The sequence below is a fragment of the Staphylococcus pasteuri genome (genome assembly GCF_003970495.1).
In the GTDB taxonomy this organism is placed as follows: domain Bacteria; phylum Bacillota; class Bacilli; order Staphylococcales; family Staphylococcaceae; genus Staphylococcus; species Staphylococcus pasteuri.
The window spans coordinates 1-26,276 of the sequence record NZ_RXWW01000038.1 but is presented as its reverse complement, the minus strand read 5'-3'; the positions used below and the strand labels follow the sequence as shown (position 1 = coordinate 26,276).

Genomic DNA, 26,276 nt, shown 5'->3' with positions numbered 1-26,276 from the left:
TTAATTTTATTCAAGTGCTGCCGAACCACCAACAATTTCAGTGATTTGTTGTGTGATTGCTGCTTGTCTAGCTCTGTTATATTCTAATGATAAGTCATCAATAAGTTCTGTAGCATTATCAGAAGCATTTTTCATTGCAGTCATACGTGACGCATGCTCACTTGCTTTAGCATCTAAAATCGTACCATATATTAAACTTTCAACATATTGCGGTAAGATGACGCTTAAGATAGATTCTTTATCGGGTTCAAATTCATATGTAGACATATGACCATGACCTTGACTTGAATCTTCTTGAGATAATGGAAGAACCTTTTTAGTAGTAGGTTTATTTTCTAATACACTGACATAATGACTATAGTAAATATTCAATTCATCAATATTTTCTTCACTATATAAATCAATTGCGTGTTTTGCTAGCGCTTGAACAGATTTAAATGAAGGTTGGTCTGGTAGTTCAACTAATGAATTTTCTATTTCGTAGCCTCGTGTTTTAAGGAAGTCAACACCTTGTTGACCTAAAACAACAATGCTATATTCACTACTATCATTATGCTTTTCTTTGATGTCACTTATTAATTTTTTAAGAACGTTGGCACTATAAGCACCCGCTAATCCTTTATCACTTGTTATGACAAGATAACCACTACGTTTTACATCTCTTTGACGAAGCATAGGATGGTTTGAATTCTTGTTAGAACCAGCTACTGCTGTAATAGCATCTTGCATTTTATCCATATAAGGCTTGAATTGTTTAGTATTGTTTTCAGCTCTACGTAATTTAGAACTTGAAACCATGTTCATCGCCTTAGTGATTTGTTTCATCTTTTTGGTTGATTTTATACGTGTATCTATTTCTTTTAGAGAAGCCACTATCTCACCACCTTTAATTACTATTCTTTATTATTCTGATTTACTAAAGCTTTTTTTGAATTCGGTAATTGCAGAATCAAATTTATCAGCATCTGGTAAAGCACCAGTTTCTCTGATTTCAGAAAGTAATTCTGTCGCATTTGAAGCTGCCCAGTGGTTTAATTCATCCTCAAAACGAGTAATATCTTCAACAGGAATATCGTCTAAATATCCTTTAGTTAATGCAAAGATAATTAATACTTGGTTTTCTACAGGAAGTGGTTTATTTTGATCTTGTTTTAAGATTTCAACAGTACGTTTACCACGTTCTAATTTTTTAGCTGTGAATTCATCTAAATCAGAACCAAATTGAGCAAATGATTCTAATTCTCTATAAGAAGCAAGGTCTAAACGTAAAGTACCTGCTACTTTTTTCATCGCTTTAATTTGAGCAGAACCACCAACACGTGATACTGATTGTCCAGCGTTAATCGCAGGTCTTACACCTGAGAAGAATAAATCAGATTGTAAGAAAATTTGTCCATCAGTAATTGAAATAACGTTTGTTGGAACATAAGCTGAAATGTCTCCTGCTTGAGTTTCAATGATTGGTAACGCAGTAATAGATCCGCCACCTAAATCATCATTTAACTTAGCTGCTCTTTCAAGTAATCTACTATGTAGATAGAACACATCACCAGGGTATGCTTCACGGCCTGGAGGTCTACGTAATAATAATGAAAGTTCACGATAAGCTGATGCTTGTTTAGTTAAATCATCATAAACGATTAAAACATGTTTACCGTTAAACATGAACTCTTCGCCCATTGTTACACCTGAATATGGCGCGATATATAATAATGGCGCTGGTTCAGCTGCTGATGCAGATACAACGATTGTATAATCTAAAGCGCCAGCTTGTCTTAATTTTTCTACATTGGCTCTTACAGTTGAATCTTTTTGACCAATAGCTACATAGATACAAATTGTATCTTCATTTTTTTGGTTTAAGATTGTATCAATTGCAACAGTTGTTTTACCTGTTTGACGGTCACCAATGATTAACTCACGTTGACCACGTCCAATTGGTACTAATGCATCGATAGCTTTAATACCAGTTTGTAATGGTTCATCAACTGATTTACGATCCATTACTCCAGTTGCTTTTTTCTCAACTGGTCTTGTTTTTGTTGCGTTGATAGGACCTTGTCCATCGATAGGTTGACCTAATGGATTTACTACTCGTCCAATTAGTTCGTCACCTACAGGTACTTCCATAATACGTCCTGTACGTTTAACTTCGTCACCTTCACTAATATCTGTGTATGGTCCTAAGATAACCACACCAACATTAGATTCTTCAAGGTTTTGTGCTAAACCGAGCACGCCGTTTTGGAATTCTACTAGCTCACCAGCCATAACGTCATTTAATCCGTGAATTAATGCGATACCATCACCAATTTGTAATACTGTACCAACATCTGTTACGGACATTTCTGACTCATAATTCTCAATTTGTGAGCGAAGTAATGCACTGATTTCTTCAGCTTTTATGGCCATCTATGTCACTCCTCTTTATTAATTAGTTTGCTCTTTTAAATTTACGTTGTAATTGAATAAGATCATTTTTAACACTGCCATCCATAACAGTCGTGCCGACCTTAACTCTAAAACCACCAATTAAATCTTGATTAATTTTAGTACTAACAATTACTTTAGATAAGTTTGTTTGTTGTTTAACTAGTTCAACGATTTTTGATATTTCTTCATCATTTAAATCATATGTTGATTCTATTAATGCGAAATCTTGATTGTTATGTTGATTATACTGTGATTGAAAAGCTTTAAAGACATCTTCAATGTGTGAAAGATGACGATTTTCCGCTAGCACTTTCAACATATTAACAATGTACTGATTAGCATTACCATAAACCTCTCCTACAAAGTTTTGACGCTTTTGTAATGTAAGTTTAGGATTGCTATCAATGGCTTTTAAATCATTAATGTAATCGAATGAAGAATGACTAATTGTTTCTAATTCTTCATAAATGCTATCCAATTGATTTGTATCTGCAGAAACATCAAACAATGCCTTTGCGTATTTGTCAGCGATTTTTGTCATTATTTATCGCCTGCCTCTTTTAGATACTTTTCAACTAATTCTTTTTGATCTTGCTCTGAAATTTCTTTTCTAAGAACTTTAGAAGCAATAAGAACTGATAATTCAGATACTTGGTTATTAATATCTGCAATGGCACGTTCTTTTTGACTATTAATTTCACTTTGAGCAGTTTCAATCATGCCATTAGCTCTAACGTTTGCTTCATGAATGATTTCTTCATGTTGTTTACGTGCTTGAACTTTCGCATCTTCTAGAATTTTTTGAACTTCATCTTGAGTTTCTTTAAGTGTCTGTTTATTTTCTTCTTCAAGTTTTTGTGCATTTAATTTAGCTTGTTCCGCATCGTCGATATCTTTGTTGATATCACGTTCACGTTTATCCATTATTTCTTTTAATGGACCCCAAGCAAATTTTTTCAATAACGCTAATAGGACAATAAAAGTAAAAATTTGAACTATTACTGTGCCCCATTCAACGCCTGAAGCTGCACCGATAACGAACATATTAGCTGTTGCAGTCACGGGATCATGACACTCCTTTCGTCAAAATAATCATTAAGCAATAAAAAATAAAACGAACGGCGAGAGTCTATTAGACTTCGCCTTAAATAAATGTCTTATCCAGCAAATGTCATGAATGCAATTACAACACCGATGATAGGTAAAGCCTCAACTAAACCAACACCAATGAACATAATACCCATTAATTGACCACGAGCTTCTGGTTGACGTGCTACACCTTCTACTGTTCTAGATACGATAAGACCGTTACCGATACCTGCACCTAATGCTGATAAACCAATTGCGATTGCCGCTGCGATTAAATTCATAATAAATTTTCCTCCTAAGATTGTATATAATTTTTAAATTTAGTGTCCATCTGCCACTTTGTGTGACATGTAAACCATTGAAAGCATAATGAAGATATATGCTTGTATTGTACCTACAAAGATTGAGAATCCTTGCCAAACAATTAAACCAGGTATACTAATTATCCAACCCCATGCTGGTTCTTGGAAGAATAATCCAGCTAATAAGCTTAGTAATAGTTCACCTGCAAAGATATTACCATATAAACGTAGTCCAAGTGTTAATGTTGAAGTAAACTCTTCAAACACGTTTATAATTGCAAGTGGCCAAAACGGTTGAACATAACCTTTGAAATAATTCTTTGTACCACGCATTTTAATACCATAATAATGTGTTAATAGAATAACAGTAGTTGACAATGTCAATGTAACTGTTGCATCTGCGGTAGGTGATTTCCACCATAAGTAGTGATCTTTAGTTACTATTGCAAATGGTAAACCTAACATATTAGAAATGAAGATGTATAAAATTAATGTCACTGCTAAGAAGTGAAAATGTCCACCTTTTTTCCATGCCATATTACCTTCGATGATGCCTCTAACAAAGTCAAAAACCCATTCAATAAAGTTCTGTTTACCAGTTGGTCGTTTCTTTAAATTACGTGTACAAATAATTGCTAGTAAAAAAACGAGAACTGCTGTAATTAACACCATCATTACACTTGCCATGTTAAATACAAGGTCAAAACCGAAAATATCCAAACTTACTTTCGGGTCTTTATGATCCATATTCTCACCTCTTTCGTTTTAAATTTTACTCCCTATTAAGTAGAGGGCGACAGATGATTACGATATAAGAAATCATTAGCCCTATTAACACCCCAATGATATTGATGTGATCTTTAAAGAAAAACCATATTATACACACGACAATAGCCACTAAATATCTCCACATATTTCCTGTTGATATATGGTTTGACTCAGCTTTTTGTGCATGAAATAAATAGATCTCAAAGATGTATGTATTAACTAAAGATCCACATGTACCAATAATCAAACCTAATAAAAAAGGATGGGGTGAAAAGAGATACAATATACCTAATAATATCAATAAATAGAGATAATATTGTATATATTGTTTGAAAATGATGTAGAAACGACCCATTTGTTTGCCTCCGAGTGTCTTATACAATCATGTAAACCGTTCCACTCATACAATCTAAATGATAATATAGCGCCTACAACGGTGTCAATTCTATTCAAATTGTTGTTGAATTTTAAGCTAAAATTGTCACAAATTAGCCACATTTAAACGGTATACATCTTTTATTGTTTAAAATCTTTTGGTTTTTCACTTATTAAATCAAAATAATATTTGATATGATTTACAATTCTATTAGAAGCGCTTCCATCTCCATATGGATTATTTGCCTCACTCATACTCTTGTAAAGGTTTTTATCTTCTAACAATTTTTTGGTTTCTTTATAGACATTATTCATCGAAGTACCAACTACTTTTAATGTACCAGCTTCAACACCTTCAGGTCTCTCAGTATTATCTCTTAATACTAATACTGGTTTGTGTAATGAAGGGGCTTCTTCTTGAATCCCTCCAGAGTCTGTCAAAATGAGATGCGCTTGTTTAGCAAAATTGTGAAAATCTAAAACATCTAAAGGTTCAATAAGTTCTATTCTGTCATGTTTGCCTAAAATATGTTGTGCAATATCACGAACTTTAGGATTCATATGCACTGGATAAACAACTACGAGTGACTCATCTTCATCTACAAGCTTTCTAACAGCTTTAAAAATATGTTCCATTGGTTCACCAATGTTTTCGCGACGATGTGCAGTTAATAACAATATTCTTTTATTCTTATGTCTATTTAAAATGTCAGAATGATAATCGTCATTAACTGTATAATTTAATGCGTCAATCGCTGTATTACCAGTTACCACAACTGAGTTTATATCCTTACCTTCGTCAAGCAAATGTTTCCTAGCATTGAAAGTCGGTGCAAAATGAATGTCAGTTAGTACGCCTACCATTTGTCTATTCATTTCTTCTGGATAAGGTGAATATTTATCATAACTTCGTAATCCAGCCTCAACGTGACCTATTGGTACTTGATTATAAAACGCTGCTAGACTTCCTGAAAATGTAGTCGCTGTATCTCCGTGTACCAATACCATATTAGGTTTAACATGTTTGATGATAGATTCCAGTTCAATCATTGATTTTGAAGTTATTTCTGAAAGTGTCTGTCCTTCTTTCATAATATTCAAATCATAATCAGGAACAATATCAAACGTTTTTAATACAGCGTCTAGCATTTCTCTATGTTGAGCCGTAACAACCACGCATACTCCCAACTGCTCATCGTTTTCAATTGCTTTAACTAGTGGCGCCATTTTAATAGCTTCCGGCCTAGTTCCAAATATAGTCATAATTTTTTTCTTCAAACGTATCTATCTCCGTTTTCAATATCTATTTCGTACCGAATAATCGATCTCCTGCGTCACCTAATCCAGGTGTAATATAAGCTTTGTCATTAAGTTTCTCATCTAATGCTGCAATATAAATATCAACATCATCATGAGCTTCTTTCATTTTTTCAACACCTTCTGGGGCAGCAATTAAGCACATGAAACGAATATTTTTAGCACCTTTGTTTTTCAATGAAGTAATAGCTTCAATTGCAGATGCTCCTGTTGCCAACATCGGATCCACAACGATGATTTCTCGTTCATCAATATCTTGAGGCATTTTAGAGAAGTATTCTACTGCTTTAAGTGTTTCAGGATCACGATATAAACCGATGTGCCCTACTCTTGCTGCAGGAACTAAACTTAAAATACCTTCAGTCATGCCTAGTCCAGCTCTTAAAATAGGTACAATTGCTAATTTTTTACCTGCTAAGCGTTTAGCTGTCATTTTAGTTACTGGAGTTTCAATTTCAACATCTTGTAACTCTAGATCTCTTGTAACTTCGTATGCCATAAGCATACCAACTTCATCTACTAGTTCTCTAAACTCTTTAGTTCCAGTACGAGCATCACGAATGTAACTCAATTTGTGTTGAATTAATGGATGATCAAATACATGTACTTTACTCATTTTCATTTCCTCCAATATTCTGTATATCCTTGTATTTTATTGATATAAAGGATATTTTTCAGTTAACGCTAAAACACGCGTTTTTGCTTCTTTTAATTTAGCTTCATCTTCATGATTGTTTAAAGCTAAACCAATAATTTTTGCTACTTCTTCAAATGCTTTTTCATCAAAACCACGAGTAGTGGCTGCTGGTGTTCCTAATCTAATACCACTTGTAACAAATGGCTTTTCTTGATCAAATGGAATAGTATTTTTATTGCAAGTAATGCCAACGCTATCAAGTGTTTCTTCTGCAACTTTACCAGTAATATTTACAGAGCCTTTAACGTCTACAGCTACTAAGTGATTATCTGTACCACCTGAAACGATTCTAAATCCTTCTTTTGAAAGGGTATCCGCTAATGTTTGTGCATTTTTAATCACTTGCTTTTGATAAACTTTAAAATTATTGTCTAAAGCTTCACCAAATGCTACTGCTTTTGCTGCGATAACATGTTCTAAAGGACCACCTTGAATACCAGGGAAAATCGTTTTATCTATTGCCTTTTTGTATTCTTCTTTACATAAAATCATGCCACCACGTGGTCCACGTAATGTTTTATGTGTTGTTGTAGTAACAAAGTCAGCATATTCAACTGGGTTTTGGTGTAAACCTGCAGCGACTAAACCAGCAATATGAGCCATATCCACCATTAATTTAGCGCCAACTTCATCAGCTATTTCTTTAAATTTTTTGAAATCAATTTGACGTGAATAAGCAGATGCACCTGCGACAATTAATTTAGGTTTATGTTCAATTGCTAATCTACGTACTTCGTCATAATTAATAAGTTCTGTATCTTTATCTACACCATATTCGACAAAATTATAAGATTTACCACTAAAATTAACTGGTGAACCATGAGTTAAATGACCACCGTGACTTAAATTCATGCCTAAAACAGTATCTCCATATTCTAATGCTACTAAATAAACTGCCATATTAGCTTGAGAACCAGAGTGAGGCTGAACATTAACATGTTCTGCTCCAAATAATGCTTTAGCACGGTCGATTGCTACTGATTCTGTAACGTCTACAAATTCACAGCCACCATAATAACGACGGCCTGGATAACCTTCCGCATATTTATTAGTTAATACAGATCCTTGTGCTTCCATAACAGCTTCTGAAACAAAGTTTTCAGATGCAATTAACTCAATATTATTATTTTGTCGATTAAACTCTTTCTCAATAGCTTCAAAAATCACTTTATCTTGCTTTTCGATGTAAGACATATAATCCCCTTCTTTCAACTAATTAATTATATTTTGCACGTTCGCCACCAATTTTTTTAGGTCTTGATGTAGCAATAGTAACGATTGCTTCCCCCACTTGCTTAATACTAGTTCTAACTGGCACACAAACATGTTTAATGTGCATGCCTATTAATGTTTGACCAATATCTATACCTTTCGGAACTGAAATATGTTCAACAACAACTGGGTCTTCCATATGTTGATATGCGTATGTAGCTAAGCTACCACCTGCATGAACATCTGGTACAACTGTAACTTCTTCCATTGTTAGTGGATTAAAATCGGATCTTTCAATAGTGATTGCTCTATTAATATGCTCACACCCTTGAAATGCGAATGAAACACCTGTCTGTTGTTTCACTTTTTCTAACTCTTTAAATATTGATTCAGCCACTTCCATTGATCCAACAGAACCAATTCGCTGACCAATAACTTCAGAAGTTGAACAACCAATCAAGCATATCTCATTTTCATTAAAAAAGGACATTGCTTTTAATTCGTCTAACAACATTGAAAAATCTTGCATTTGAAACCCACCCCCTAAAAAAAATAAAAAGGAACATAGCAAAATTGCTATACTCCCTTATTATAACGTATTTAAAGCTTAACATATACTAATTATATATAATTCTCTAACAGAACTTTTGGGTCGATTTTCATAATTAAGTCATAAATTTGGTTAAATGTTTGTTGATAAGTAAACTTGTCTCCACCATAAGGATCATAAATATCATCTACTTCCCCTACAAATTCACTCAAAGTAAACACATTTAGAAGAGCATCAGTACCATACTGAGACAATATTATGTCCTTATGCGATTTAGACATCGTTAGAATAATATTAGTATCTATATCTTCTCTAGAAAAACTCTGTGTTAATGAAGGTTTAGGCAAACCATTTTCATTTAATATTTCTTCAGATAACTTTGAAATAGGTTGTTGTTCCATAGCAAATATGCCTCTTGATTCTATGGTAATGTCTAATTCATTAAATACTGATTGTGCAATACTTTCAGCCATGGGACTACGACAAGTGTTACCAGTACATACAAATATTAATTTCATAAAGACACCTCATTAACAATCTGATTTCCAGCAGCTTTTAACATTCTATTCATGATAGCTTCAGTGTTATCATTTTTTTCAAAACCAAAAATATATGCTTGAACAATATCATCTCGCTGATCTATATCATGTAAAATACTATATATTAAATGATTTGCTTGTTTGATATCATCTTTATCTTCACATAATTTAATAAAAATAGATTCTTTAGGTAAATAATGACTTAAACTTTTAGGAACAACGAAAGCTGTTTGATTCCATTTATCATTATCTGGAATTTTCTGGCTTAATCCTTCAAGAATAGTTATCGGAGTATCTGGTGAATAATGTTTATATTTCATACCAGGTGCGATAGGTTTAGCACTTTCATTAAAATCTGATTGTGCAATACTATGAGGTATAATTGTTTCAATCATAGATTGTGTAACTGATCCTGGACGTGCAATTCTAAAAGGATACTGTGTACAATCTAATACAGTGCTTTCTAATCCTTCTTCACTTTGATCACCATTTATAATGCCATCAATTCTACCATTTAAATCATTAAATACATGGTCAAAGGTTGTAGGAGATGGTCTACCACTAATATTTGCACTTGGTGCAGCTATAGGCTTATTAATTAATTGTAATAAACCCCTACCAATCAAGTGGCTAGGCATTCTTACAGCAATAGAATTTAGTCCACCTGTTACTTTTTCACATAAATATCCTGATTTTAGAGGTAAGATAAATGATATAGGTCCCGGCCAAAAAGCATCCATTAATTGTCGTACTTTTGGGTCTAACTTATCAATGAAACGATCCATTTGAGAAATATCATGTATGTGTACAATTAACGGATTATCTGATGGTCTTCCTTTAGCTTGATATATTTTACTAACCGCTTCTTGATTAGTAGCATCAGCACCTAAACCATATACTGTCTCTGTTGGTAGTGCTACAAGACCACCATTTAACACGACATCTTTGATCTCTTTTATATATGGATATTGTTCGATATTTTTACTATATTCTCTTAAATCCCATATCTTAGTTTTCAATTTCAAATCACACCTCTTTCCCATAGTTAAATTAAAAATAAAAAGGAGTGGGATAGCTTTATGTCTTTCATTTTATACATGAAAGAATGCTCATTCCCACCCCATTAATAACGACGTTTAATATACATCAAGTTTTGATTAACCTTGCATATTTATATTAAAACGAATAAAAATAACAACGAAACTTATCTATTATCACTTTTATTTACCATTTTATTTCTAAAATTCTATCAAGTTGATTGATATCTTGATAAACTGCTACTTCTTTATCGGAATACATGTTATGAACGATTTCTTTTAAAGTTTGCCCTTGATTATAGCCAATTTCAAAAACAACATGTGCCTTTGGAAGTAACACTTTAGGTAAATCTTCTAATATAGACTTATAAATCGCATAACCTTCACTTTTAGCAAATAAAGCTTGATGCGGTTCATAATCGACAACTGTTTTAGACATATCTTTTACATCTTTCACATCGATGTATGGTGGATTAGAAATAAGGCCGTTTAGTTTAATGTTTTGTTCAATCAACGGTTTTAAAGCATTTCCATGCATTAAATTAATATACACATCAAATTGTTCTGAGTTACTGCGAGCTACATCTAATGCATCCTCATATAAATCTGTAGCGATAACTTTTAAAGAAGGCTTTAACATTTTCAAACTAATGGCTATAGCACCACTACCAGTACCAATATCAGCTATAGTATCGTCATTTTGACATAAGTTTAAAAAGTGGAGCATGACTTCTTCTGTTTCTGGTCTTGGGATTAAACATTGATCAGAAACTTTAAAACGTTGTCCATAAAACGATTGAAAACCAACAATATATTGTATTGGTTCACCTAATAACATCCTTTGTAAATTCAATCCGAATTTAGCTTTATCAGCCTCAGACATCTCATCATTCATATGTATGAGATAATCTGTTCGTGTCCAATTAAATGTATCTAATAATAACCACTCAGCTCGTGTCTGTTCAAAACCTTTCTCTTTTGCTAAAGAAATAGCGTTTACCAAATAATCTTTATAACTCACCATTGTTTAATTCTTTCAATTTATCTGTTTGTTCAGACAATGTTAAAGCATCAATAACTTCATCTAAATTTCCTTCCATGATTTGACTTAATTTTTGTAAAGTTAAGCCAATTCTATGGTCAGTTACACGGCTTTGAGGATAGTTATATGTTCTGATACGTTCTGAACGATCTCCTGTACCTACTGCTGATTTTCTTTGTGAAGCATATTTTTGTTGTTCTTCTTGTAACTTCATGTCATATAATCTTGCTTTTAATACTTTTAAAGCTTTTTCTCTGTTTTGTATTTGTGATTTTTCTGAAGAAGTAGCTATGATACCTGTTGGTAAGTGAGTAATACGTACTGCTGAATCGGTAGTATTGACGTGTTGTCCACCTGCACCACTAGAACGATACGTATCAATTTTCAAATCTTCATTTCTAACTTCAATTTCAACATCTTCTACTTCTGGCAATACTGCAACTGTTGCTGTAGAAGTATGAATTCTACCACCTGATTCTGTTTCAGGTACACGTTGAACACGGTGTGCGCCATTTTCAAATTTTAATTTACTATACGCACCATTACCTGATACTGAAAAACTAACTTCTTTATAACCGCCATGATCACTTTCAGAAGCTTCAACAATTTCAGTTTTGAAGTTATGCATTTCTGCGTACTTAGAATACATTCTCATTAAATCACCAGCAAAAATTGCCGCTTCATCCCCACCAGCTGCTGCTCTAATCTCAACGATAACATCTTTCTCATCATTAGGGTCTTTAGGAATTAGTAATAATTTAAGTTGTTCTTCCATTTCTGGTAATTCATTTTTCAATGTTGCACTTTCTTCTTTTAACATTTCAACTTCTTCTTTATCCGAAGTTTCATTCAACATTTCTTCAATATCACTTAATTCTTCTTTTTTGCTTTTGTAGCTTCTGTAAACATCTACAGTTTTTTGTAAATCTGCTTGTTCTTTAGAATATTTACGTAATTTATCTGAATCATTAACGACATCAGGGTCACTTAACATTTCATTTAATTGTTCATATCTTTCCTCTACAATTTCTAATTGATCAAACACTACATTTCCTCCTTCTCATTTTCACTTGGAGCCACTATGTGATGTGCTCTACATCTAGGTTCGTAACTTTCATTTGCACCGACTAGAATTATTGGATCATCTGCTTTAGCCGGTTGCCCATCTATAAGTCTTTGCGTTCTACTTGAAGGGCTACCACATACTGCACAAACAGCTTGTAATTTAGTCACGTGCTCACTTAAAGATAATAATTTAGGTATAGGTTCAAAGGGTTCTCCTCTAAAATCCATATCTAATCCGGCTACAATAACCCTGTGACCATTATCTGCAAGTTGTTGTATGATACTTACAATATTTTCATCGAAAAATTGAACTTCATCAATCCCTATAACATCTACGTGTGATACATCATGAATGAGTATTTCTCTAGCTGTTGCAATATTGATTGCTTCAATAGCATTTCCATTATGTGAAACTACCTTTTCTTTATGATAACGATCATCTATAGCTGGTTTAAAAACAATGACTTTCTGTTTAGCATAAATACCTCGTCTTAAACGACGAATGAGTTCTTCTGATTTACCACTAAACATACTTCCGGTAATACATTCGATCCATCCGGAATGATAAGTTTCATACATTAAACGTTCCACCTTTTTTCAAAACATAATCGCTTAATTATATCATATTTTGAAATTTCATAAATGCTATTTTAACAATTGATTCGTTAAATCATTTTTGAAAATTTGCTTATAACTTATTTACTGGACTGGCTTATTTAAATGTTATATTAACAATCATACTTTTTCACTCACTTTAAGTTATATATTAATTACGGTAAAAATGCATTATTAACATGATTGATTTCTCACTATAAAATAAAAAAACTGCCTACAAATCCATTACAATGGCGTAGACAGTCTAAACTTAAATTAGTTATTATTTGATTTAAGACCAAATTTTTTGTTGAAGCGTTCCACACGACCATCCGCAGCAGCGAATTTTTGACGTCCAGTATAGAATGGATGTGAATCAGAAGAAATATCTAAACGAATAACTGGGTATTCATTTCCATCTTCCCACTCCATTGTTTCTGAAGATGTTTTAGTAGAACCACTTAAAAATTTAAAATCTGTAGTAGTATCTAAAAAGATAACTTTATGATACTCAGGATGAATTCCTTGTTTCATTGTTTTCAGCTCCTTTGCCCTGAACCATCTGGAACAGAGTTATTTGTGAGTTTTTTACCCAATACTGTGTAATTATAATAGTATTTAATGTAAAACGCAACCCTTTGTAACATTAAATAATAGGTTTACCTGTTTTCGTACTTTCTTCAGCTGATTTTTGTAATTGTTCAAAGAAATCTTTATTATTTTTTGAACGTTTTAACTTACGAATAAATCTTTCTGTAAAATCAGTAGAATCAGTAAATAGATTTCGAAGTTGCCATAATGTATCTAGTTCTGCTTTGCTAATTAATAATTCTTCTTTACGAGTTGAGCTTCTACCAATATCAATGGCAGGGAAAATACGACGTTCAGATAATTTACGGTCTAGATGTAATTCCATATTTCCAGTTCCTTTGAACTCTTCATAAATCATATCGTCCATTCGTGAACCTGTATCTACTAGTGCTGTAGCTAAAATAGTTAAACTACCACCCGCTTCGATATTTCTAGCTGCACCAAAAAAGGCTTTAGGTTTGTGTAGTGAAGCTGGATCAAGACCACCAGATAAAGTACGACCACTTGGAGGAATAACTAAGTTATAAGCTCTAGCTAAACGTGTGATAGAATCCATTAAAATAATAACATCTTCACCAATTTCTACTAGACGCTTTGCTCTTTCTAATAATAGCTCTGCAACTTTAACATGATGTTGAGGTGGTTCATCAAACGTTGAATGTACAACTTCTGCAGATTCTACAGAACGTTCAATATCTGTAACCTCTTCGGGTCTTTCACCTACTAATAAAACAAATAATTTAGCATCTGGTTTATTTGTAATAATTGCGTTAGCTATTTCTTTTAGTAAGGATGTTTTACCAGCTTTTGGTGGCGCTACAATAAGACCACGTTGACCTAAACCAATAGGCGTAACTAAATCCATAATTCGTGTGGAATAATTCTTAGGTTCTGTTTCTAGTAAAATTCTTTCATCTGGATACAAAGGCGTCAACGCTTGGAAGTGAGGACGTTTTTTTACTTCTTCAGCATTATGATCGTTTACAAAGTCGACCTGTAACAAACCATAATATTTTTCATTATCTTTTGGCTTACGGACTTTTCCTGTTACTTTATCGCCTCTTTTTATTTCAAATCGACGAATTTGACTTGCTGAAATGTAGATGTCTTTTTCACCCTTAGAATAGTTTACAGTTCTTAAGAAACCATAACCATCGGGTTGGATATCATCTAAAATACCCTCCATATAATAATTGCCATCTTTCTCCATTTGAGCTTCCATGATAGCTAGTACAAGTTCTTTCTTATTTAATTTGCTGTAATTAGTTAATTTTAAAGATTTCGCTTTTTGAGTGAGTTCTTTTGTAGTGTTGTTCTTGTATAGTTCGTGGAAAGATTCATATTGAGGAGATGTTCGTTCTCTTTCAGGCATAGACTTGCACCCATTTCCTTATTTTTTGTGGTAAAAAGATGATGATAGAACAGTGAACGAAAATGATTTCAAAGTTTTTCGTTAATGTAATTCATTACCTTCTAAATACTAGAATAACTATAGCAAATTTTTAATTTAAATACAAAATGATTTTTTGAAAAGTTAATATAAAAATGCCAATGCACAAATATTCTTCAATATTGTACATTGGCGTAATTGATATTAAACTTTTTTCAGATTAAACTTTATTTATTTATAATAACCTGCGATTGATTTAACTTCTAAGAATTCTTCGATACCATAGTCGCCCCATTCACGACCTAATCCAGATTGTTTATAACCACCGAATGGTAGATCTGGTTTACGACCTGCTTCGTTAATTTCCACTGTACCAGCTTCAATTGAACGAGCCACTTTGTGTAATGTGTCTTTGTCGTTACCAATAACATATCCAGCTAAACCATATTTAGTATCATTTGCAATTTCAATAGCTTCGTCTAAATCGTTATAAGTGATAACTGACATTACTGGTCCAAAGATTTCTTCTTGAGCTATAGTCATATTATTATCTACATTGATGAAAATAGTTGGACGTGCGAAATATCCTTTTTCTAATCCTTCTGGTTTACCAGGACCACCATAGAATAATTCAGCACCTTCTTCAATACCTTTATCAATATATGATTGAACTTGATCAAATTGTTTTTTACTAATAATAGGACCAACTTGAGTACCTTCTTCTCTAGGGTTACCTACTTTAACAGAACTGAATTGTTCTTTAACCGCTTTTAAGAAGTCTTCTTTAATACTATTAGGTACTAAAACACGTGTACCTGCAGTACAAACTTGTCCTGTATTATTAACAACTTTACCAGTAGTTGCTTTAGCTGCGGCTTCAATATCTACATCGTCTAATACGATATATGGTGATTTACCACCAAGTTCTAGTGATACTTTTTTGAAGTCTTTAGCTGCTTTTTCCATAATTTTTGAACCTGTAGGACCAGAACCAGTAAATGACATCATTCTTACTTTTGGATGTTCACTAAGTGGATTACCTACACCTTCACCATCACCATTTACTAAGTTAAATACGCCTTTTGGCATACCTACTTTATCGAAAATTTCAGCTAAAATTACGGCTGCGAATGGTGTTTCTTCAGATGGTTTCAACACTACTGGACTACCTGCTGCAAAAGCTGCAGCTAGTTTAAGTGATGTTTGGTTTGTAGGGAAGTTCCAAGGTGTTACTAATCCTGACACACCAATCGCTTCTTTAACAACTAAATCATCACCACGACGTTCTTCAAATTCGAAATTATCTAAAGCGTCTCTTGCTGCTGTAAAATGGTTAAGACCCATTTGGTAGTGTACATTTTCAGAAACTGATAATGGTGCACCTAATTCATCAGTAATCGCTTGAATGATATCTTCTTTTCTATTTTCATATTCTTTAACGATTTTATCTAATAAATCTCTTCTATATTCAACCGTACTATGACGGAAATCTAAATATACATTATCAGCTGCTTCTACAGCTTTGTTAACATCTTCTTCATTACCTTTGGCTACTGAGCCAATAACTTCTTCAGTTGCAGGGTTAATTACATCTATTGTTTCACCGCTAGTACTATCAACCCATTCACCATTTATATATTGTTTAGTGAATTGTCTCATCAAACTTCACTCCTTAGAATTGTTATACAACTATTCTAACCACTTTTATTAAAAGTTAAACATATCTGCTCATCATATTAAATTGAACTTGATTTGTTTTGTTTTCACTTTTTTTAAAATTAAGTAACAAAAAAAGAGATAGAGACATAAAAGTTCAACACTTCAGACAAACAATCAATGCTTTCCGAAGCAGGATTTTTAACAAACACTTAATAATGTTGTTCTAATCCTAAACGTTTATGTCCCAATCTCTTTCAAAAATCAATCACACCATCAAATACTATATGCAATTAAGTATTTTAATGGTTTAGAAACTATACGTAGTACAATTTATAAGTACTATTTAACAGTTTCAGGTTCTGGTTCAAGATTTATATTATTTTGAGCCCATTCTTCAATTGGTTTTAAAGATGCGGCTAATGAACGTCCTTTATCAGTTAGTTCATAAATAATAGTAACCGGACTAGTAGAAATTATTCTTTTTTCTACTAAACCCCAATCTCCTAATTCAGTCAATTTTATACTTAGTGCACGAGGCGTGATTGTTTTTAAGTCTCTTTTCAAATCGGAAAAATGTGCAGATTGATCTTCACATCTTGATAAATAATTAATAATCAAGCCATTCCAACTGCGTCCTAAAATTTTAAAAGTTTCTTCTAAATAAGGACAAACTTCCATGATACTCACCTCTCACTCTAATATCTTAATACTAATGCACTTAAATAAGTGCTTATAATTTTAAGTATATTAATTATACCACATTTTTTAAATAGTTTCAGTCCAAATATCTGCACCTAATTGTTTTAAATGCTCAACGATTTGTGTATAGCCACGATAAATATGTTTCACATTATAAATAGTCGTTACACCTTCGGCAATTAAACCTGCTACTATTAAGCAAGCCCCTGCTCTTAGGTCACTTGCATATACTTCTGCTCCTTTAAGTTTTGAAGGTTTAATCGTCGCAGTACCATTATCTTTATTAATGTCCGCTCCCATATGTTGTAACTCCTCAACATGCTTAAATCTCTCAGGATAAATCGTATCAGTTACAAAAGATGGCCCTTTAGTCATAAATAATAAAGGTGTGATGGGTTGTTGTAAATCCGTTGCAAAACCAGGATATACTAATGTTTTAATATCAACGCTTTGGTAAGGTTCATTCTTTCTGATAATAACCTTTTCGTCGTTCAACTCAATATCGACACCCATTTCCTTTAATTTAGAAGTTAAAGCTTCTACGTGTCTTGGAACTATATTATTGATGACTACTTCTTCACCAGCAGCTGCTGCCATACACATATATGAGCCTGCTTCTATACGGTCAGGAATCACTTGATATTCAGTACCATGTAATGTATCAACACCAGTTATTTTAATTGTTGTTGTACCTGCTCCTTTAATTTGTGCTCCCATACTAATCAAGAAGTTAGCTACATCCACTACTTCTGGTTCTTTTGCTGCATTTTCTATAACCGTTTGCCCCTCTGCATGTACTGCAGCTAGCATAATATTAATAGTGGCACCAACACTTACCATATCTAAAAAGATATTTGCACCTTTTAATTGTTTAGCTTCAATTTTCATTGATGTATTACTTGATTCATCTATTTCAGCACCTAAAGCTTTAAATCCTTTTATATGCTGATCAATTGGACGGGGACCTAAAGGACATCCACCCGGAAGACCAATAACGCATTTTTTAAAATGGCCGAGCATCGCACCCATCATATAATATGAAGCTCTTAAAGATTCAACTTTGTTATTTGGAAGTGGCGCGTTTTCTATTTCAGTGGTATCAATATCTAATTTTTTACCATTTAATTTAGTTTTAATATTTAAATCTTCTAGCAAGCTTACAAGTGTTTCTACATCAGAGATTTGTGGTAATCCATCTAAATTTACTTGCCCTTGAGCTAATAAAGTAGCCGGAATAATTGCTACTGCACTATTTTTCGCACCACTTATCTCTACTTCACCATTAAGCTTCTTTCCACCTCTAATTTTGATTACTTCTTGAGCCATATTTTTATCTCCTTTGTTTCTATCGTTTATTAAAATTTCACATTATTTGCATTATAAAATAGTTTTACTTTATTTGTAAAATAGTTCATAAATATTAAAACATCATAGCCATTTTATTCAATATACACCAATAAATATGATTAAAATGTTATTTACTTTTACCTCATGCGATTTATTTGTTTTTATTTAAAAATGACGTTTGCCTTATAAAATACGTAATAATTATAGCATAAAAAACAAGCCATTAAACCTAAGTTTAATGGCTTGTTCATTGATATTAATTATTTAGCACGGTTTGAAGTACCGAATTCTTTAATTTTACCTTTAACTGTTGCTTTAATAGCTTCACGAGCAGGTCCTAAATATTTACGTGGATCGTAAACTTCAGAATCATTGTTTAATACATCGCGAACAGCTTTTGCTGAAGCAATTTGGTTTTCAGTGTTTACGTTAATTTTAGCTGTACCGTAAGGAATTGCTTTTTGAATGTCTTTAGTTGGGATACCAGTACCACCATGTAATACTAATGGTAATCCAGTTGATGCACCAATTTCTTCCATTTCTTTGAATCCTAATTTAGGTTCGCCTTTATATGGACCGTGAACTGAACCTAAAGCAGGTGCTAAAGTATCAATTCCAGTTTTTTCAACTAGTTCTTGACATTCTTTAGGGTCTGCGTAGATAACACCGTCAGCTACTACATCGTCTTCTTGTCCTCCAACAGTACCTAATTCAGCTTCTACTGATACGCCTCTTTCGTGAGCATATTCAACCACTTTAGAAGTGATTTCGATATTTTCTTCGAATGCACTATGTGAAGCGTCAATCATAACTGAAGTGAATCCAGCGTCGATAGCTTCTTTACATTTTTCAAAGCTTGAACCGTGGTCTAAATGGATTGCAACTGGTACTGTGATGTTTAAGTCATGCATTAATCCTTCTACCATTTTAACTACAGTGTAGAATCCGCTCATGTAACGAGCAGCACCTTCAGATACACCTAAAATAACTGGTGCATTTTCTTCTTGTGAAGCTTCTAAAATTGCTTGAGTGAATTCTAGGTTATTTAAGTTGTATTGACCAACTGCATAACCATTTTCTTTTGCATCGATTAACATTTCTTTCATTGAAACTAAAGGCATTATAGTTCCTCCTTGAGTGCTTATGCACGTATTTTTCAAACTCATTATAACAAACTTAATCCTTAATTGCATTCGAATAGATGATTTAAAATTTACAATTTTCACAATCCTTACTACATCTCATTTTGCAAACGTATACAATTAAAATTATTTTTAATCATTGCATTCAATGAGACGTTTATTTAAAATATTTTAATGAATAGAATGGAGGTTAATTATGTCAAAAATACTCAATACACAATTAATTGGCATCTTCGATAGGATCGAAAAACAGTCTTTAGATATACAAATGGGAGCTCAATGCTTAGTCCAAGCTATTGGTGGCGAAGGTCATGTATATATTAAAGGATATGAAGATTTAAAATTTTACGAAGACTTTATATTGAATAGTAATGAAAAATTAAAATCCAGTCGTGCATTAGCAGATTTAAAAAATATGAATGATTTAGATACGACTGATAGAGTATTTTTATTTTCTCCTACATACAACGATGACGTTGAAAAAGATGTTCAACAATTAATTGATTTAGATGTTGATTTCGTTCTTATATGTAATCGCCCAAAAAGCGATGACTTTCCAGAGCATTTAATGCATTTCATCAATTTATCTACCCCAAGACCTATCGTTTACACTGAAGACTACGATAAAATTGTTCAACCTCACCCTATCGCGTTTAACTACATTTATTACGACATTTATACACAAATGATCGAAATGACACGTGATTTAGAATTATAAAATATTTATCAAAAAAACGCTGAACATAAAATTCTTCGACAAGTGAAAAAAGGTAATTTCTATTGAAATAATATAGAAATTACTTTTTTAGTATTTTAAATGTAAAGTTACTTATAAATACGTAGTATTTATGGCAAGACTCCTGAGGGAACAGTACTAGTTGAAGACCTTACAAATTCTCACAGATTTATCTGTGTAGTATTTCTGGCTGAAACTGTACCCTCGGAATGCGAAGCCATACAATACGAAGTATTGGGTATAAAGAAAGCACTAAGATGATTAAAATAAATCATCTTAGTGCTTTTATTTTGAGATTTATGTCCTGGCGTGTTTTTCGTATTATTTTTGTTGATGTTTTAATGATGCTTCAACAAAAGCTTTAAATATTGGTTGAGGTCTGTTAGGTCTTGATAAGAATTCTGGATGGAATTGACAAGCAATAAAGAAATCTTTTTCAGGAATTTCTACCATTTCTATTAATCTACCATCTGGACTAGTACCTGAGAATACCATGCCATTAGCTTCTAATTGTTCTCTATAATTATTGTTAAATTCGTATCTATGACGATGTCTTTCTTCAATATTATTTTCATTGTAAATAGAATGTGCTAACGTACCATCTTTAATTGCACATGGATATAAACCTAATCTTAATGTGCCACCTAAATCTTCAATATCTTTTTGTTCTGGTAATAAATCGATGATTGGATGTGGTGTACTTGGATCTAACTCTGCTGAATGTGCACCTTCTAAACCTAATACATTACGTGCAAATTCTACTGTAGCTAACTGCATACCTAAACAAATACCAAAATAAGGAACATTGTTTTCACGTGCATATTTAATAGCTGAAATTTTACCTTCACTTGCACGGAAACCAAATCCACCTGGTACTAAGATACCGTCTACATCTGATAAATAACTCTCAACATTATCATCTGTTACAAGACTTGAATCAATCCATTTAACAACGACATCTTTTTTGAAAGGATAGCCTGCATGTTTAAGTGATTCAACGACTGATAAATAAGCATCTTGCAAGCTTACGTATTTACCTACTAAACCGATAGTAATTTTACCATCTAAGCTATTTACAGTATCAAGTAAATGCTGCCATTCATCTAATTGAGTTTCATATTTAGCATTTAATTGTAAACGTTTGATGACAATGTCATCCATATCTTGTTTACTCAATTGTAACGGGATTTCATAAAGTGAGTCTGCATCACGACACTCAATAACGCTTTCTTTATTAATATCACAGAATAATGCAATTTTATCTTTTAAATCTTGAGTCATTTCATATTCTGAACGAACTACAATTAAGTCTGGTTGAATACCTAAACCACGCAATTCTTTAACACTATGTTGTGTTGGTTTTGTTTTCATTTCACCGGCAGCTTTAATATATGGTAATAATGTACAATGTACATACATTACATTTTCTCTACCTAAGTCGCTTCTAATTTGACGAATTGCTTCTAAAAATGGAAGAGACTCAATATCACCTGTTGTACCACCAATTTCAGTGATAACTACATCTGCATTTGTACTTTCTCCAGCTAATAATAAACGTTCTTTAATTTCATTTGTAATGTGTGGAATAACTTGCACTGTTCCACCTAAATAATCACCGCGACGTTCTTTTTTCAGCACGTGAGAATATACTTTACCAGCAGTTACGTTTGAATATTTATTTAAATTAATATCAATAAAACGTTCATAGTGACCTAAGTCTAAATCTGTTTCAGCACCGTCATCTGTAACGAATACTTCACCATGTTGATATGGACTCATAGTACCTGGATCAACGTTTAAGTATGGATCAAATTTTTGAATCGTAACTTCAAGACCTCTATCTTTTAATAATCTACCTAATGATGCAGCAGTAATTCCTTTACCTAAAGACGAAACTACGCCACCTGTTACAAATATAAACTTTGTCATAATTTGACCTCCTGAATTTTTAATAAAGCATTTAAATTAAGTATGTATTTAGTTTATGAGGAACGATGTATACGTGCGATTTACTTTGATTCGTTTTATATCATAGTCTATTTAATCATTCGTTTTAAATAATACTTATTCTACAATATTAATTACCTCATTGGAATCTTGTTTAATTAAAAATAAAAAAAGCTCCCTCTCACATATCAGTAAGGGGAGCGTATTACATTTATACACGTGTCCTATTTAAAGGAGCCCAAATAAAATTCTATCATTTTTAGGATAAAAGTCAATTAGAAATTTAACTTTGATATTCTTCGTCATCTTCCTCATCGTCGAAGTCATCTTCGTCTTCATCTTCTTCGTCAATGACAATATCATTTTCATTAATATCATCTTCAACTTGTTCATCTTCAGGATCATTTAATGTTTCTTGATCATCTGTGACTGCTGGAATATCATCATCGTCATCCGCTTCATCTTCACCTAATAATTTAAGGTTTTTATCTTCTTCGTCATCATCATCAAGAATATCAAATTTTTGAATCGTTGGCGCGATTTTTTCTTCAATATCATCTACTGAGTACCAATCACGAATACCCCATTGGTTTTCACCAACATTTAAAAATCGACCATCTGTATTTAAATCAGTATAGAATTGTACTACACGATTCTCGATTTCATCGTATTCATAATTACCTAATTCTCTAAATTTATCGATAATATCGTATAAATTCATTGTGTCGCCTTTTTCATTTAAAAGCGTATAAGCCATATCAATAAATGATTTCTCATCTACCATTTCTTTTGTATAATCTTTAATTTTCATTATAAAATACTTCCTTTCAAAGGATTTTTATCTTAAATAAGTTGGTCAAATTTCATTAATTAATAGTAACAAAAATAAATTATAAATGACAATCGGTGTTTACGCAATCTCTGTTAATAATTTATATACTTTTCAAATAAAATATAATCTTCTGCTTGTTCTACTTCTACAAAATTACTATTAATACATAATGGACTTAATTCGTTATTTTCTCCATATAGTGTAATGGATAATACTTTAATATTATCAAAATGTTTACGTATATAGGTTGGTAATTGTCTTAACGCGCTTTCAGCAATACCTTCATTCCGATGTGTTTTATTTACTTCAATGCCTGAAATACGCATACGGTCTTCAACTTGTTCAATACCTATGAAACCAACTTTTTCATCATCTTTAAGTAAGTTGATTAAATGAATATTCGCCTCTTCTGAAGACTCATTTTCTTCTAGTTTCAAAGAGGATACATGTTTAGAATCCAAGTCCAAATAATATAATCGTTCTTTTCCAATTGGCCCTTCCTCTTTAGTAGCTGCATGCATAAAACCTGCACGTTCATATACATTCCAAGCAGATTGATTTTCAGCATCGACAACTAAATATAAGTGGTTAAAATCTGGGAATAGTGTTTGGACATACTGAGGTAGATACATCATCATTTTAGTACCGTATCCATGCCCTTGATATCGCTCATTTACTGATAATGATCGTACATAGACGACATTTTCTGGCGTATCATAGCCTTCATGTTGATAATATTGATGTAAAACAAAGAAACCGACAACTTCCCCTTCGCTATTTTTAGCTATATTAGCAACTCGGTCTTCATCATTAAGTGCCTCTTCTAATACTGATTTAGGCAAGGAAGAATATATTTGTTGTCTTTCACTCAATTCAAAATTTAATATATCTTCACGGTATCGCTCTTCAAAAACTTGAATTGTAATATCTTCAAATTGCTTTTTTGTAGTCATAAGTCAATCCCCTATTCATTTAATACTCACTTATTATATATTACTTTACCCTATTGTAATACTATTTCTCATATTAATCGAAATTACTTACACTTAAATTATCATTTTAAATATAACTGTCTTAATTAAACAATTCATTTAATAGGCCTAACTTCAACTTAATAAATAATGCAATACGTTTGATAAATTTGTATTTTAAGTTGAATATGAAATAAACTCTTGTATTTCGTTTAATTTATTATACTATTATGGGTGATGCATTTTTGATTTGAGGTGGGAGTAATATGAAAATAGGAATCGATGCTGGTGGAACGTTAATCAAAATCGTTCAAGAATCTGAACACCAACGTGAATATCACACTGAATTAACTGTCAATATTGATAAAGTAATAAAATGGTTAAATGAAATCGATTTTGAAAGTTTAAGCTTAACTGGAGGTCAAGCAAGTATTATTGCAGAACACATCTCCAAACCAACACAAATATATGTTGAGTTTGATGCTGCTTCAAAAGGGCTTGGAATTCTACTAAATGAACAAGGACATGACATCAATCAATATATTTTTGCTAATGTTGGAACAGGTACGTCTCTTCATTATTATGACGGTGAGCAACAACAACGCGTAGGCGGTATCGGTACTGGTGGCGGAATGATACAAGGTTTAGGTTATTTATTAAGCCAAGTAACAGATTATAAACAATTAACAGATTTAGCTCAAAATGGTGACAGGGATTCAATAGACTTGAAAGTAAAACATATCTATAAAGATTGTGAACCCCCTATTCCTGGCGACTTAACTGCAGCTAATTTTGGAAATGTCTTACATCATGTGAATGAAGATTTTTCAATTGAAAATAAACTCGCTTCTGTAGTTGGTGTTGTTGGCGAAGTGATTACCACAATGGCAATTACTGTTGCTCGAGAACATCAAACAGAAAATGTAGTTTACATAGGATCTTCATTTAATAACAACCCATTATTACGTAAAGTCATAGAAGATTATACTGTATTGAGAGGATTTAAACCTTATTATATTGAGCATGGTGCGTTCTCTGGAGCTATAGGTGCTTTACATTTAACATTAGATCATTAACTCATAAAAGGAGTGAATTGAAACTTATTTATTTCAATTCACTCCTTTTTATCTTAGCAAATATACTATTCAATTAGGTTGTCATTTCATTTGATAGTTTTTGTGCGGATACCACTGTACCAATCACACCAGGTTTTAAATCTATGCCTACCGCTTTGTCATCATCGCGTAATTTATCAAGCCAGTCGTCAAATACACTTGTCTCAATCTCAATTAAATCGCATTCTTCAAAATCTTCTTCTTTTACTTTTTGCGCTCTTTTCTTCAAGCTCCATACAGGCATAATTTGAGGTTTATTTTCTCTATCATCTTCAATTAAGATAAAATTCTTTTCACTTTTATTTGTCAGACCATAAACATGGTCATATTTAGCAACATCTTTAACAAATTCTTTAATTCTAATTTTATCAAGTTCAGACATTAACTCTCTCGAAATTTCATAAATATTGACTAGTTTTCCACTCTGTTCATTAGTTATATCTATGAGTACTTTATCTGTTTCATCAAATAATTCATCTAAATCATATGCGACAAAACGGTCTAAATCTATTTTCACTATCTTATCATAACTAATGTCATTATCATTTAAATATTGTTTCGCCGTTTCATCATCAGTCCAAACAGTTACATATAATTGTTCATTTTTCGTTAAACGTACTATTTTTTTATTTTTAGAAGCAAAATATAAATGTTCATTAATTAACATTTCTTTGAAAAATGGTTCTTCTTTGTAAGACATTTTACACCCTCGATTCATATATTATATTTTATCACTTAATAAAAATATTAAATGACTCATTTTCGTTAGTCAACAGAGCGATGATGCTATACCGTACTTATTCATTGATTGGATTAATCATTTATAC

General features: G+C 32.4%; 28 protein-coding genes. 2 read left to right on the top strand and 26 right to left on the bottom strand.

The annotated features are described in order from the left end of the window. Nucleotides 1–6 precede the first annotated feature (6 nt). The 22 genes from atpG to fdaB form a co-directional block, all read right to left on the bottom strand. Nucleotides 7–873, bottom strand: a complete 867-nt coding sequence (gene atpG / locus CD121_RS06000) for an ATP synthase F1 subunit gamma (RefSeq protein ID WP_017636768.1) — start codon at nt 871–873, stop codon at nt 7–9. A 30-nt stretch (nt 874–903) separates the two neighbouring features. Beyond that, nucleotides 904–2,412: a F0F1 ATP synthase subunit alpha gene (atpA, locus tag CD121_RS05995; protein ID WP_017636769.1), complete on the bottom strand. Its 1,509-nt coding sequence runs from the start codon at nt 2,410–2,412 to the stop codon at nt 904–906. Between the two features lie 22 nt (nt 2,413–2,434). Next, a complete protein-coding gene (locus tag CD121_RS05990; RefSeq protein WP_017636770.1) occupies nt 2,435–2,974 on the bottom strand; it encodes a F0F1 ATP synthase subunit delta in 540 nt (179 codons plus the stop codon). After that, entirely contained in the window at nt 2,974–3,495 is a 522-nt protein-coding gene (locus CD121_RS05985; protein ID WP_017636771.1) for a F0F1 ATP synthase subunit B, read from the bottom strand. Before CD121_RS05985 ends, CD121_RS05990 begins: the two co-directional genes overlap by 1 nt. Before the next feature lie 95 nt (nt 3,496–3,590). Further along, complete coding sequence (gene atpE, locus CD121_RS05980) at nt 3,591–3,803, bottom strand: F0F1 ATP synthase subunit C (RefSeq protein ID WP_001048816.1); 213 nt, start codon at nt 3,801–3,803, stop codon at nt 3,591–3,593. A 39-nt stretch (nt 3,804–3,842) separates the two neighbouring features. Further along, nucleotides 3,843–4,571 carry a F0F1 ATP synthase subunit A gene (atpB, locus tag CD121_RS05975; RefSeq protein WP_017636772.1) on the bottom strand — a complete coding sequence of 243 codons (729 nt, stop codon included), beginning with the start codon at nt 4,569–4,571 and terminating at the stop codon, nt 3,843–3,845. A gap of 25 nt (nt 4,572–4,596) precedes the next feature. After that, nucleotides 4,597–4,947: an ATP synthase subunit I gene (locus CD121_RS05970; protein WP_081581205.1), complete on the bottom strand. Its 351-nt coding sequence runs from the start codon at nt 4,945–4,947 to the stop codon at nt 4,597–4,599. A 161-nt stretch (nt 4,948–5,108) separates the two neighbouring features. Next, nucleotides 5,109–6,245: a non-hydrolyzing UDP-N-acetylglucosamine 2-epimerase gene (wecB, locus tag CD121_RS05965; protein ID WP_126567640.1), complete on the bottom strand. Its 1,137-nt coding sequence runs from the start codon at nt 6,243–6,245 to the stop codon at nt 5,109–5,111. A gap of 25 nt (nt 6,246–6,270) precedes the next feature. Then, nucleotides 6,271–6,900 carry a uracil phosphoribosyltransferase gene (upp, locus tag CD121_RS05960; RefSeq protein WP_017636774.1) on the bottom strand — a complete coding sequence of 210 codons (630 nt, stop codon included), beginning with the start codon at nt 6,898–6,900 and terminating at the stop codon, nt 6,271–6,273. A 36-nt stretch (nt 6,901–6,936) separates the two neighbouring features. Further along, on the bottom strand, nt 6,937–8,175 hold the full coding sequence (gene glyA / locus CD121_RS05955; protein ID WP_029056180.1) for a serine hydroxymethyltransferase: 1,239 nt from the start codon (nt 8,173–8,175) through the stop codon (nt 6,937–6,939). A gap of 22 nt (nt 8,176–8,197) precedes the next feature. Then, nucleotides 8,198–8,722 carry a TIGR01440 family protein gene (locus tag CD121_RS05950; RefSeq protein WP_017636776.1) on the bottom strand — a complete coding sequence of 175 codons (525 nt, stop codon included), beginning with the start codon at nt 8,720–8,722 and terminating at the stop codon, nt 8,198–8,200. A 92-nt stretch (nt 8,723–8,814) separates the two neighbouring features. Beyond that, nucleotides 8,815–9,261 carry a low molecular weight protein arginine phosphatase gene (locus CD121_RS05945; RefSeq protein WP_126567639.1) on the bottom strand — a complete coding sequence of 149 codons (447 nt, stop codon included), beginning with the start codon at nt 9,259–9,261 and terminating at the stop codon, nt 8,815–8,817. Further along, the gene (locus tag CD121_RS05940) at nt 9,258–10,301 is read right to left on the bottom strand and encodes an L-threonylcarbamoyladenylate synthase (RefSeq protein WP_126567638.1); all 1,044 of its coding nucleotides are present in this window, start codon (nt 10,299–10,301) and stop codon (nt 9,258–9,260) included. Before CD121_RS05940 ends, CD121_RS05945 begins: the two co-directional genes overlap by 4 nt. 205 nt (nt 10,302–10,506) lie before the next feature. Further along, nucleotides 10,507–11,343, bottom strand: a complete 837-nt coding sequence (prmC, locus tag CD121_RS05935; protein WP_126567637.1) for a peptide chain release factor N(5)-glutamine methyltransferase — start codon at nt 11,341–11,343, stop codon at nt 10,507–10,509. Beyond that, complete coding sequence (prfA, locus tag CD121_RS05930; RefSeq protein ID WP_017636780.1) at nt 11,330–12,406, bottom strand: peptide chain release factor 1; 1,077 nt, start codon at nt 12,404–12,406, stop codon at nt 11,330–11,332. Before prfA ends, prmC begins: the two co-directional genes overlap by 14 nt. Beyond that, a complete protein-coding gene (locus CD121_RS05925) occupies nt 12,406–13,005 on the bottom strand; it encodes a thymidine kinase (protein ID WP_017636781.1) in 600 nt (199 codons plus the stop codon). Before CD121_RS05925 ends, prfA begins: the two co-directional genes overlap by 1 nt. Nucleotides 13,006–13,296: 291 nt before the next feature. Continuing rightward, nucleotides 13,297–13,554, bottom strand: coding sequence for a type B 50S ribosomal protein L31 (locus CD121_RS05915; protein WP_017636782.1), 258 nt, complete (start codon nt 13,552–13,554; stop codon nt 13,297–13,299). A 112-nt stretch (nt 13,555–13,666) separates the two neighbouring features. After that, nucleotides 13,667–14,983, bottom strand: a complete 1,317-nt coding sequence (gene rho, locus CD121_RS05910; protein WP_017636783.1) for a transcription termination factor Rho — start codon at nt 14,981–14,983, stop codon at nt 13,667–13,669. A 249-nt stretch (nt 14,984–15,232) separates the two neighbouring features. Then, nucleotides 15,233–16,660, bottom strand: a complete 1,428-nt coding sequence (locus CD121_RS05905; RefSeq protein WP_029056175.1) for an aldehyde dehydrogenase family protein — start codon at nt 16,658–16,660, stop codon at nt 15,233–15,235. A gap of 339 nt (nt 16,661–16,999) precedes the next feature. After that, nucleotides 17,000–17,338 carry a winged helix-turn-helix transcriptional regulator gene (locus CD121_RS05900; RefSeq protein WP_017636785.1) on the bottom strand — a complete coding sequence of 113 codons (339 nt, stop codon included), beginning with the start codon at nt 17,336–17,338 and terminating at the stop codon, nt 17,000–17,002. Between the two features lie 87 nt (nt 17,339–17,425). Then, nucleotides 17,426–18,685: a UDP-N-acetylglucosamine 1-carboxyvinyltransferase gene (gene murA / locus CD121_RS05895; protein WP_126567636.1), complete on the bottom strand. Its 1,260-nt coding sequence runs from the start codon at nt 18,683–18,685 to the stop codon at nt 17,426–17,428. A gap of 281 nt (nt 18,686–18,966) precedes the next feature. Beyond that, nucleotides 18,967–19,827: a class IIb fructose-bisphosphate aldolase FdaB gene (gene fdaB, locus CD121_RS05890; protein ID WP_017636787.1), complete on the bottom strand. Its 861-nt coding sequence runs from the start codon at nt 19,825–19,827 to the stop codon at nt 18,967–18,969. A 217-nt stretch (nt 19,828–20,044) separates the two neighbouring features. Between fdaB and CD121_RS05885 the strand changes: the two genes are divergently transcribed. Beyond that, nucleotides 20,045–20,566 (top strand): DUF2529 domain-containing protein, encoded by a 522-nt coding sequence (locus tag CD121_RS05885; RefSeq protein ID WP_070452967.1) that lies wholly within the window; start codon nt 20,045–20,047, stop codon nt 20,564–20,566. 339 nt (nt 20,567–20,905) lie between these two features. On the opposite strand, the gene pyrG is transcribed toward CD121_RS05885, so the two are convergent. From pyrG to CD121_RS05870, 3 genes are all read right to left on the bottom strand, one after another. Next, on the bottom strand, nt 20,906–22,513 hold the full coding sequence (pyrG, locus tag CD121_RS05880; RefSeq protein WP_017636789.1) for a CTP synthase: 1,608 nt from the start codon (nt 22,511–22,513) through the stop codon (nt 20,906–20,908). Nucleotides 22,514–22,814: 301 nt separating this feature from the next. Next, complete coding sequence (gene rpoE / locus CD121_RS05875; RefSeq protein WP_017636790.1) at nt 22,815–23,342, bottom strand: DNA-directed RNA polymerase subunit delta; 528 nt, start codon at nt 23,340–23,342, stop codon at nt 22,815–22,817. A 113-nt stretch (nt 23,343–23,455) separates the two neighbouring features. Further along, a complete protein-coding gene (locus CD121_RS05870) occupies nt 23,456–24,316 on the bottom strand; it encodes a GNAT family N-acetyltransferase (RefSeq protein WP_029056173.1) in 861 nt (286 codons plus the stop codon). A gap of 284 nt (nt 24,317–24,600) precedes the next feature. Between CD121_RS05870 and coaW the strand changes: the two genes are divergently transcribed. Then, nucleotides 24,601–25,410 carry a type II pantothenate kinase gene (coaW, locus tag CD121_RS05865; RefSeq protein ID WP_017636792.1) on the top strand — a complete coding sequence of 270 codons (810 nt, stop codon included), beginning with the start codon at nt 24,601–24,603 and terminating at the stop codon, nt 25,408–25,410. 73 nt (nt 25,411–25,483) lie between these two features. Here the strand turns inward: coaW and CD121_RS05860 are convergent, their stop codons facing one another. Next, complete coding sequence (locus CD121_RS05860; RefSeq protein WP_017636793.1) at nt 25,484–26,149, bottom strand: DUF2750 domain-containing protein; 666 nt, start codon at nt 26,147–26,149, stop codon at nt 25,484–25,486. Between the last annotated feature and the right edge of the window lie 127 nt (nt 26,150–26,276).

Bases quoted from the DNA above. Each gene is read 5' to 3' on its own strand.
- CD121_RS05925 (WP_017636781.1), bottom strand. From the start codon at position 13,005: ATGTATGAAACTTATCATTCCGGATGGATCGAATGTATTACCGGAAGT.
- CD121_RS05915 (WP_017636782.1), bottom strand. From the start codon at position 13,554: ATGAAACAAGGAATTCATCCTGAGTATCATAAAGTTATCTTTTTAGAT.
- CD121_RS05990 (WP_017636770.1), bottom strand. From the start codon at position 2,974: ATGACAAAAATCGCTGACAAATACGCAAAGGCATTGTTTGATGTTTCT.
- coaW (WP_017636792.1), top strand. From the start codon at position 24,601: ATGAAAATAGGAATCGATGCTGGTGGAACGTTAATCAAAATCGTTCAA.
- CD121_RS05885 (WP_070452967.1), top strand. From the start codon at position 20,045: ATGTCAAAAATACTCAATACACAATTAATTGGCATCTTCGATAGGATC.
- CD121_RS05860 (WP_017636793.1), bottom strand. From the start codon at position 26,149: ATGTCTTACAAAGAAGAACCATTTTTCAAAGAAATGTTAATTAATGAA.
- CD121_RS05870 (WP_029056173.1), bottom strand. From the start codon at position 24,316: ATGACTACAAAAAAGCAATTTGAAGATATTACAATTCAAGTTTTTGAA.
- CD121_RS05945 (WP_126567639.1), bottom strand. From the start codon at position 9,261: ATGAAATTAATATTTGTATGTACTGGTAACACTTGTCGTAGTCCCATG.
- upp (WP_017636774.1), bottom strand. From the start codon at position 6,900: ATGAGTAAAGTACATGTATTTGATCATCCATTAATTCAACACAAATTG.
- atpA (WP_017636769.1), bottom strand. From the start codon at position 2,412: ATGGCCATAAAAGCTGAAGAAATCAGTGCATTACTTCGCTCACAAATT.
- atpE (WP_001048816.1), bottom strand. From the start codon at position 3,803: ATGAATTTAATCGCAGCGGCAATCGCAATTGGTTTATCAGCATTAGGT.
- fdaB (WP_017636787.1), bottom strand. From the start codon at position 19,827: ATGCCTTTAGTTTCAATGAAAGAAATGTTAATCGATGCAAAAGAAAAT.
- CD121_RS05970 (WP_081581205.1), bottom strand. From the start codon at position 4,947: ATGGGTCGTTTCTACATCATTTTCAAACAATATATACAATATTATCTC.
- pyrG (WP_017636789.1), bottom strand. From the start codon at position 22,513: ATGACAAAGTTTATATTTGTAACAGGTGGCGTAGTTTCGTCTTTAGGT.
- CD121_RS05950 (WP_017636776.1), bottom strand. From the start codon at position 8,722: ATGCAAGATTTTTCAATGTTGTTAGACGAATTAAAAGCAATGTCCTTT.
- prmC (WP_126567637.1), bottom strand. From the start codon at position 11,343: ATGGTGAGTTATAAAGATTATTTGGTAAACGCTATTTCTTTAGCAAAA.
- rho (WP_017636783.1), bottom strand. From the start codon at position 14,983: ATGCCTGAAAGAGAACGAACATCTCCTCAATATGAATCTTTCCACGAA.
- CD121_RS05905 (WP_029056175.1), bottom strand. From the start codon at position 16,660: ATGAGACAATTCACTAAACAATATATAAATGGTGAATGGGTTGATAGT.
- glyA (WP_029056180.1), bottom strand. From the start codon at position 8,175: ATGTCTTACATCGAAAAGCAAGATAAAGTGATTTTTGAAGCTATTGAG.
- murA (WP_126567636.1), bottom strand. From the start codon at position 18,685: ATGGCTCAAGAAGTAATCAAAATTAGAGGTGGAAAGAAGCTTAATGGT.
- rpoE (WP_017636790.1), bottom strand. From the start codon at position 23,342: ATGAAAATTAAAGATTATACAAAAGAAATGGTAGATGAGAAATCATTT.
- CD121_RS05900 (WP_017636785.1), bottom strand. From the start codon at position 17,338: ATGGAAGTTTGTCCTTATTTAGAAGAAACTTTTAAAATTTTAGGACGC.
- atpB (WP_017636772.1), bottom strand. From the start codon at position 4,571: ATGGATCATAAAGACCCGAAAGTAAGTTTGGATATTTTCGGTTTTGAC.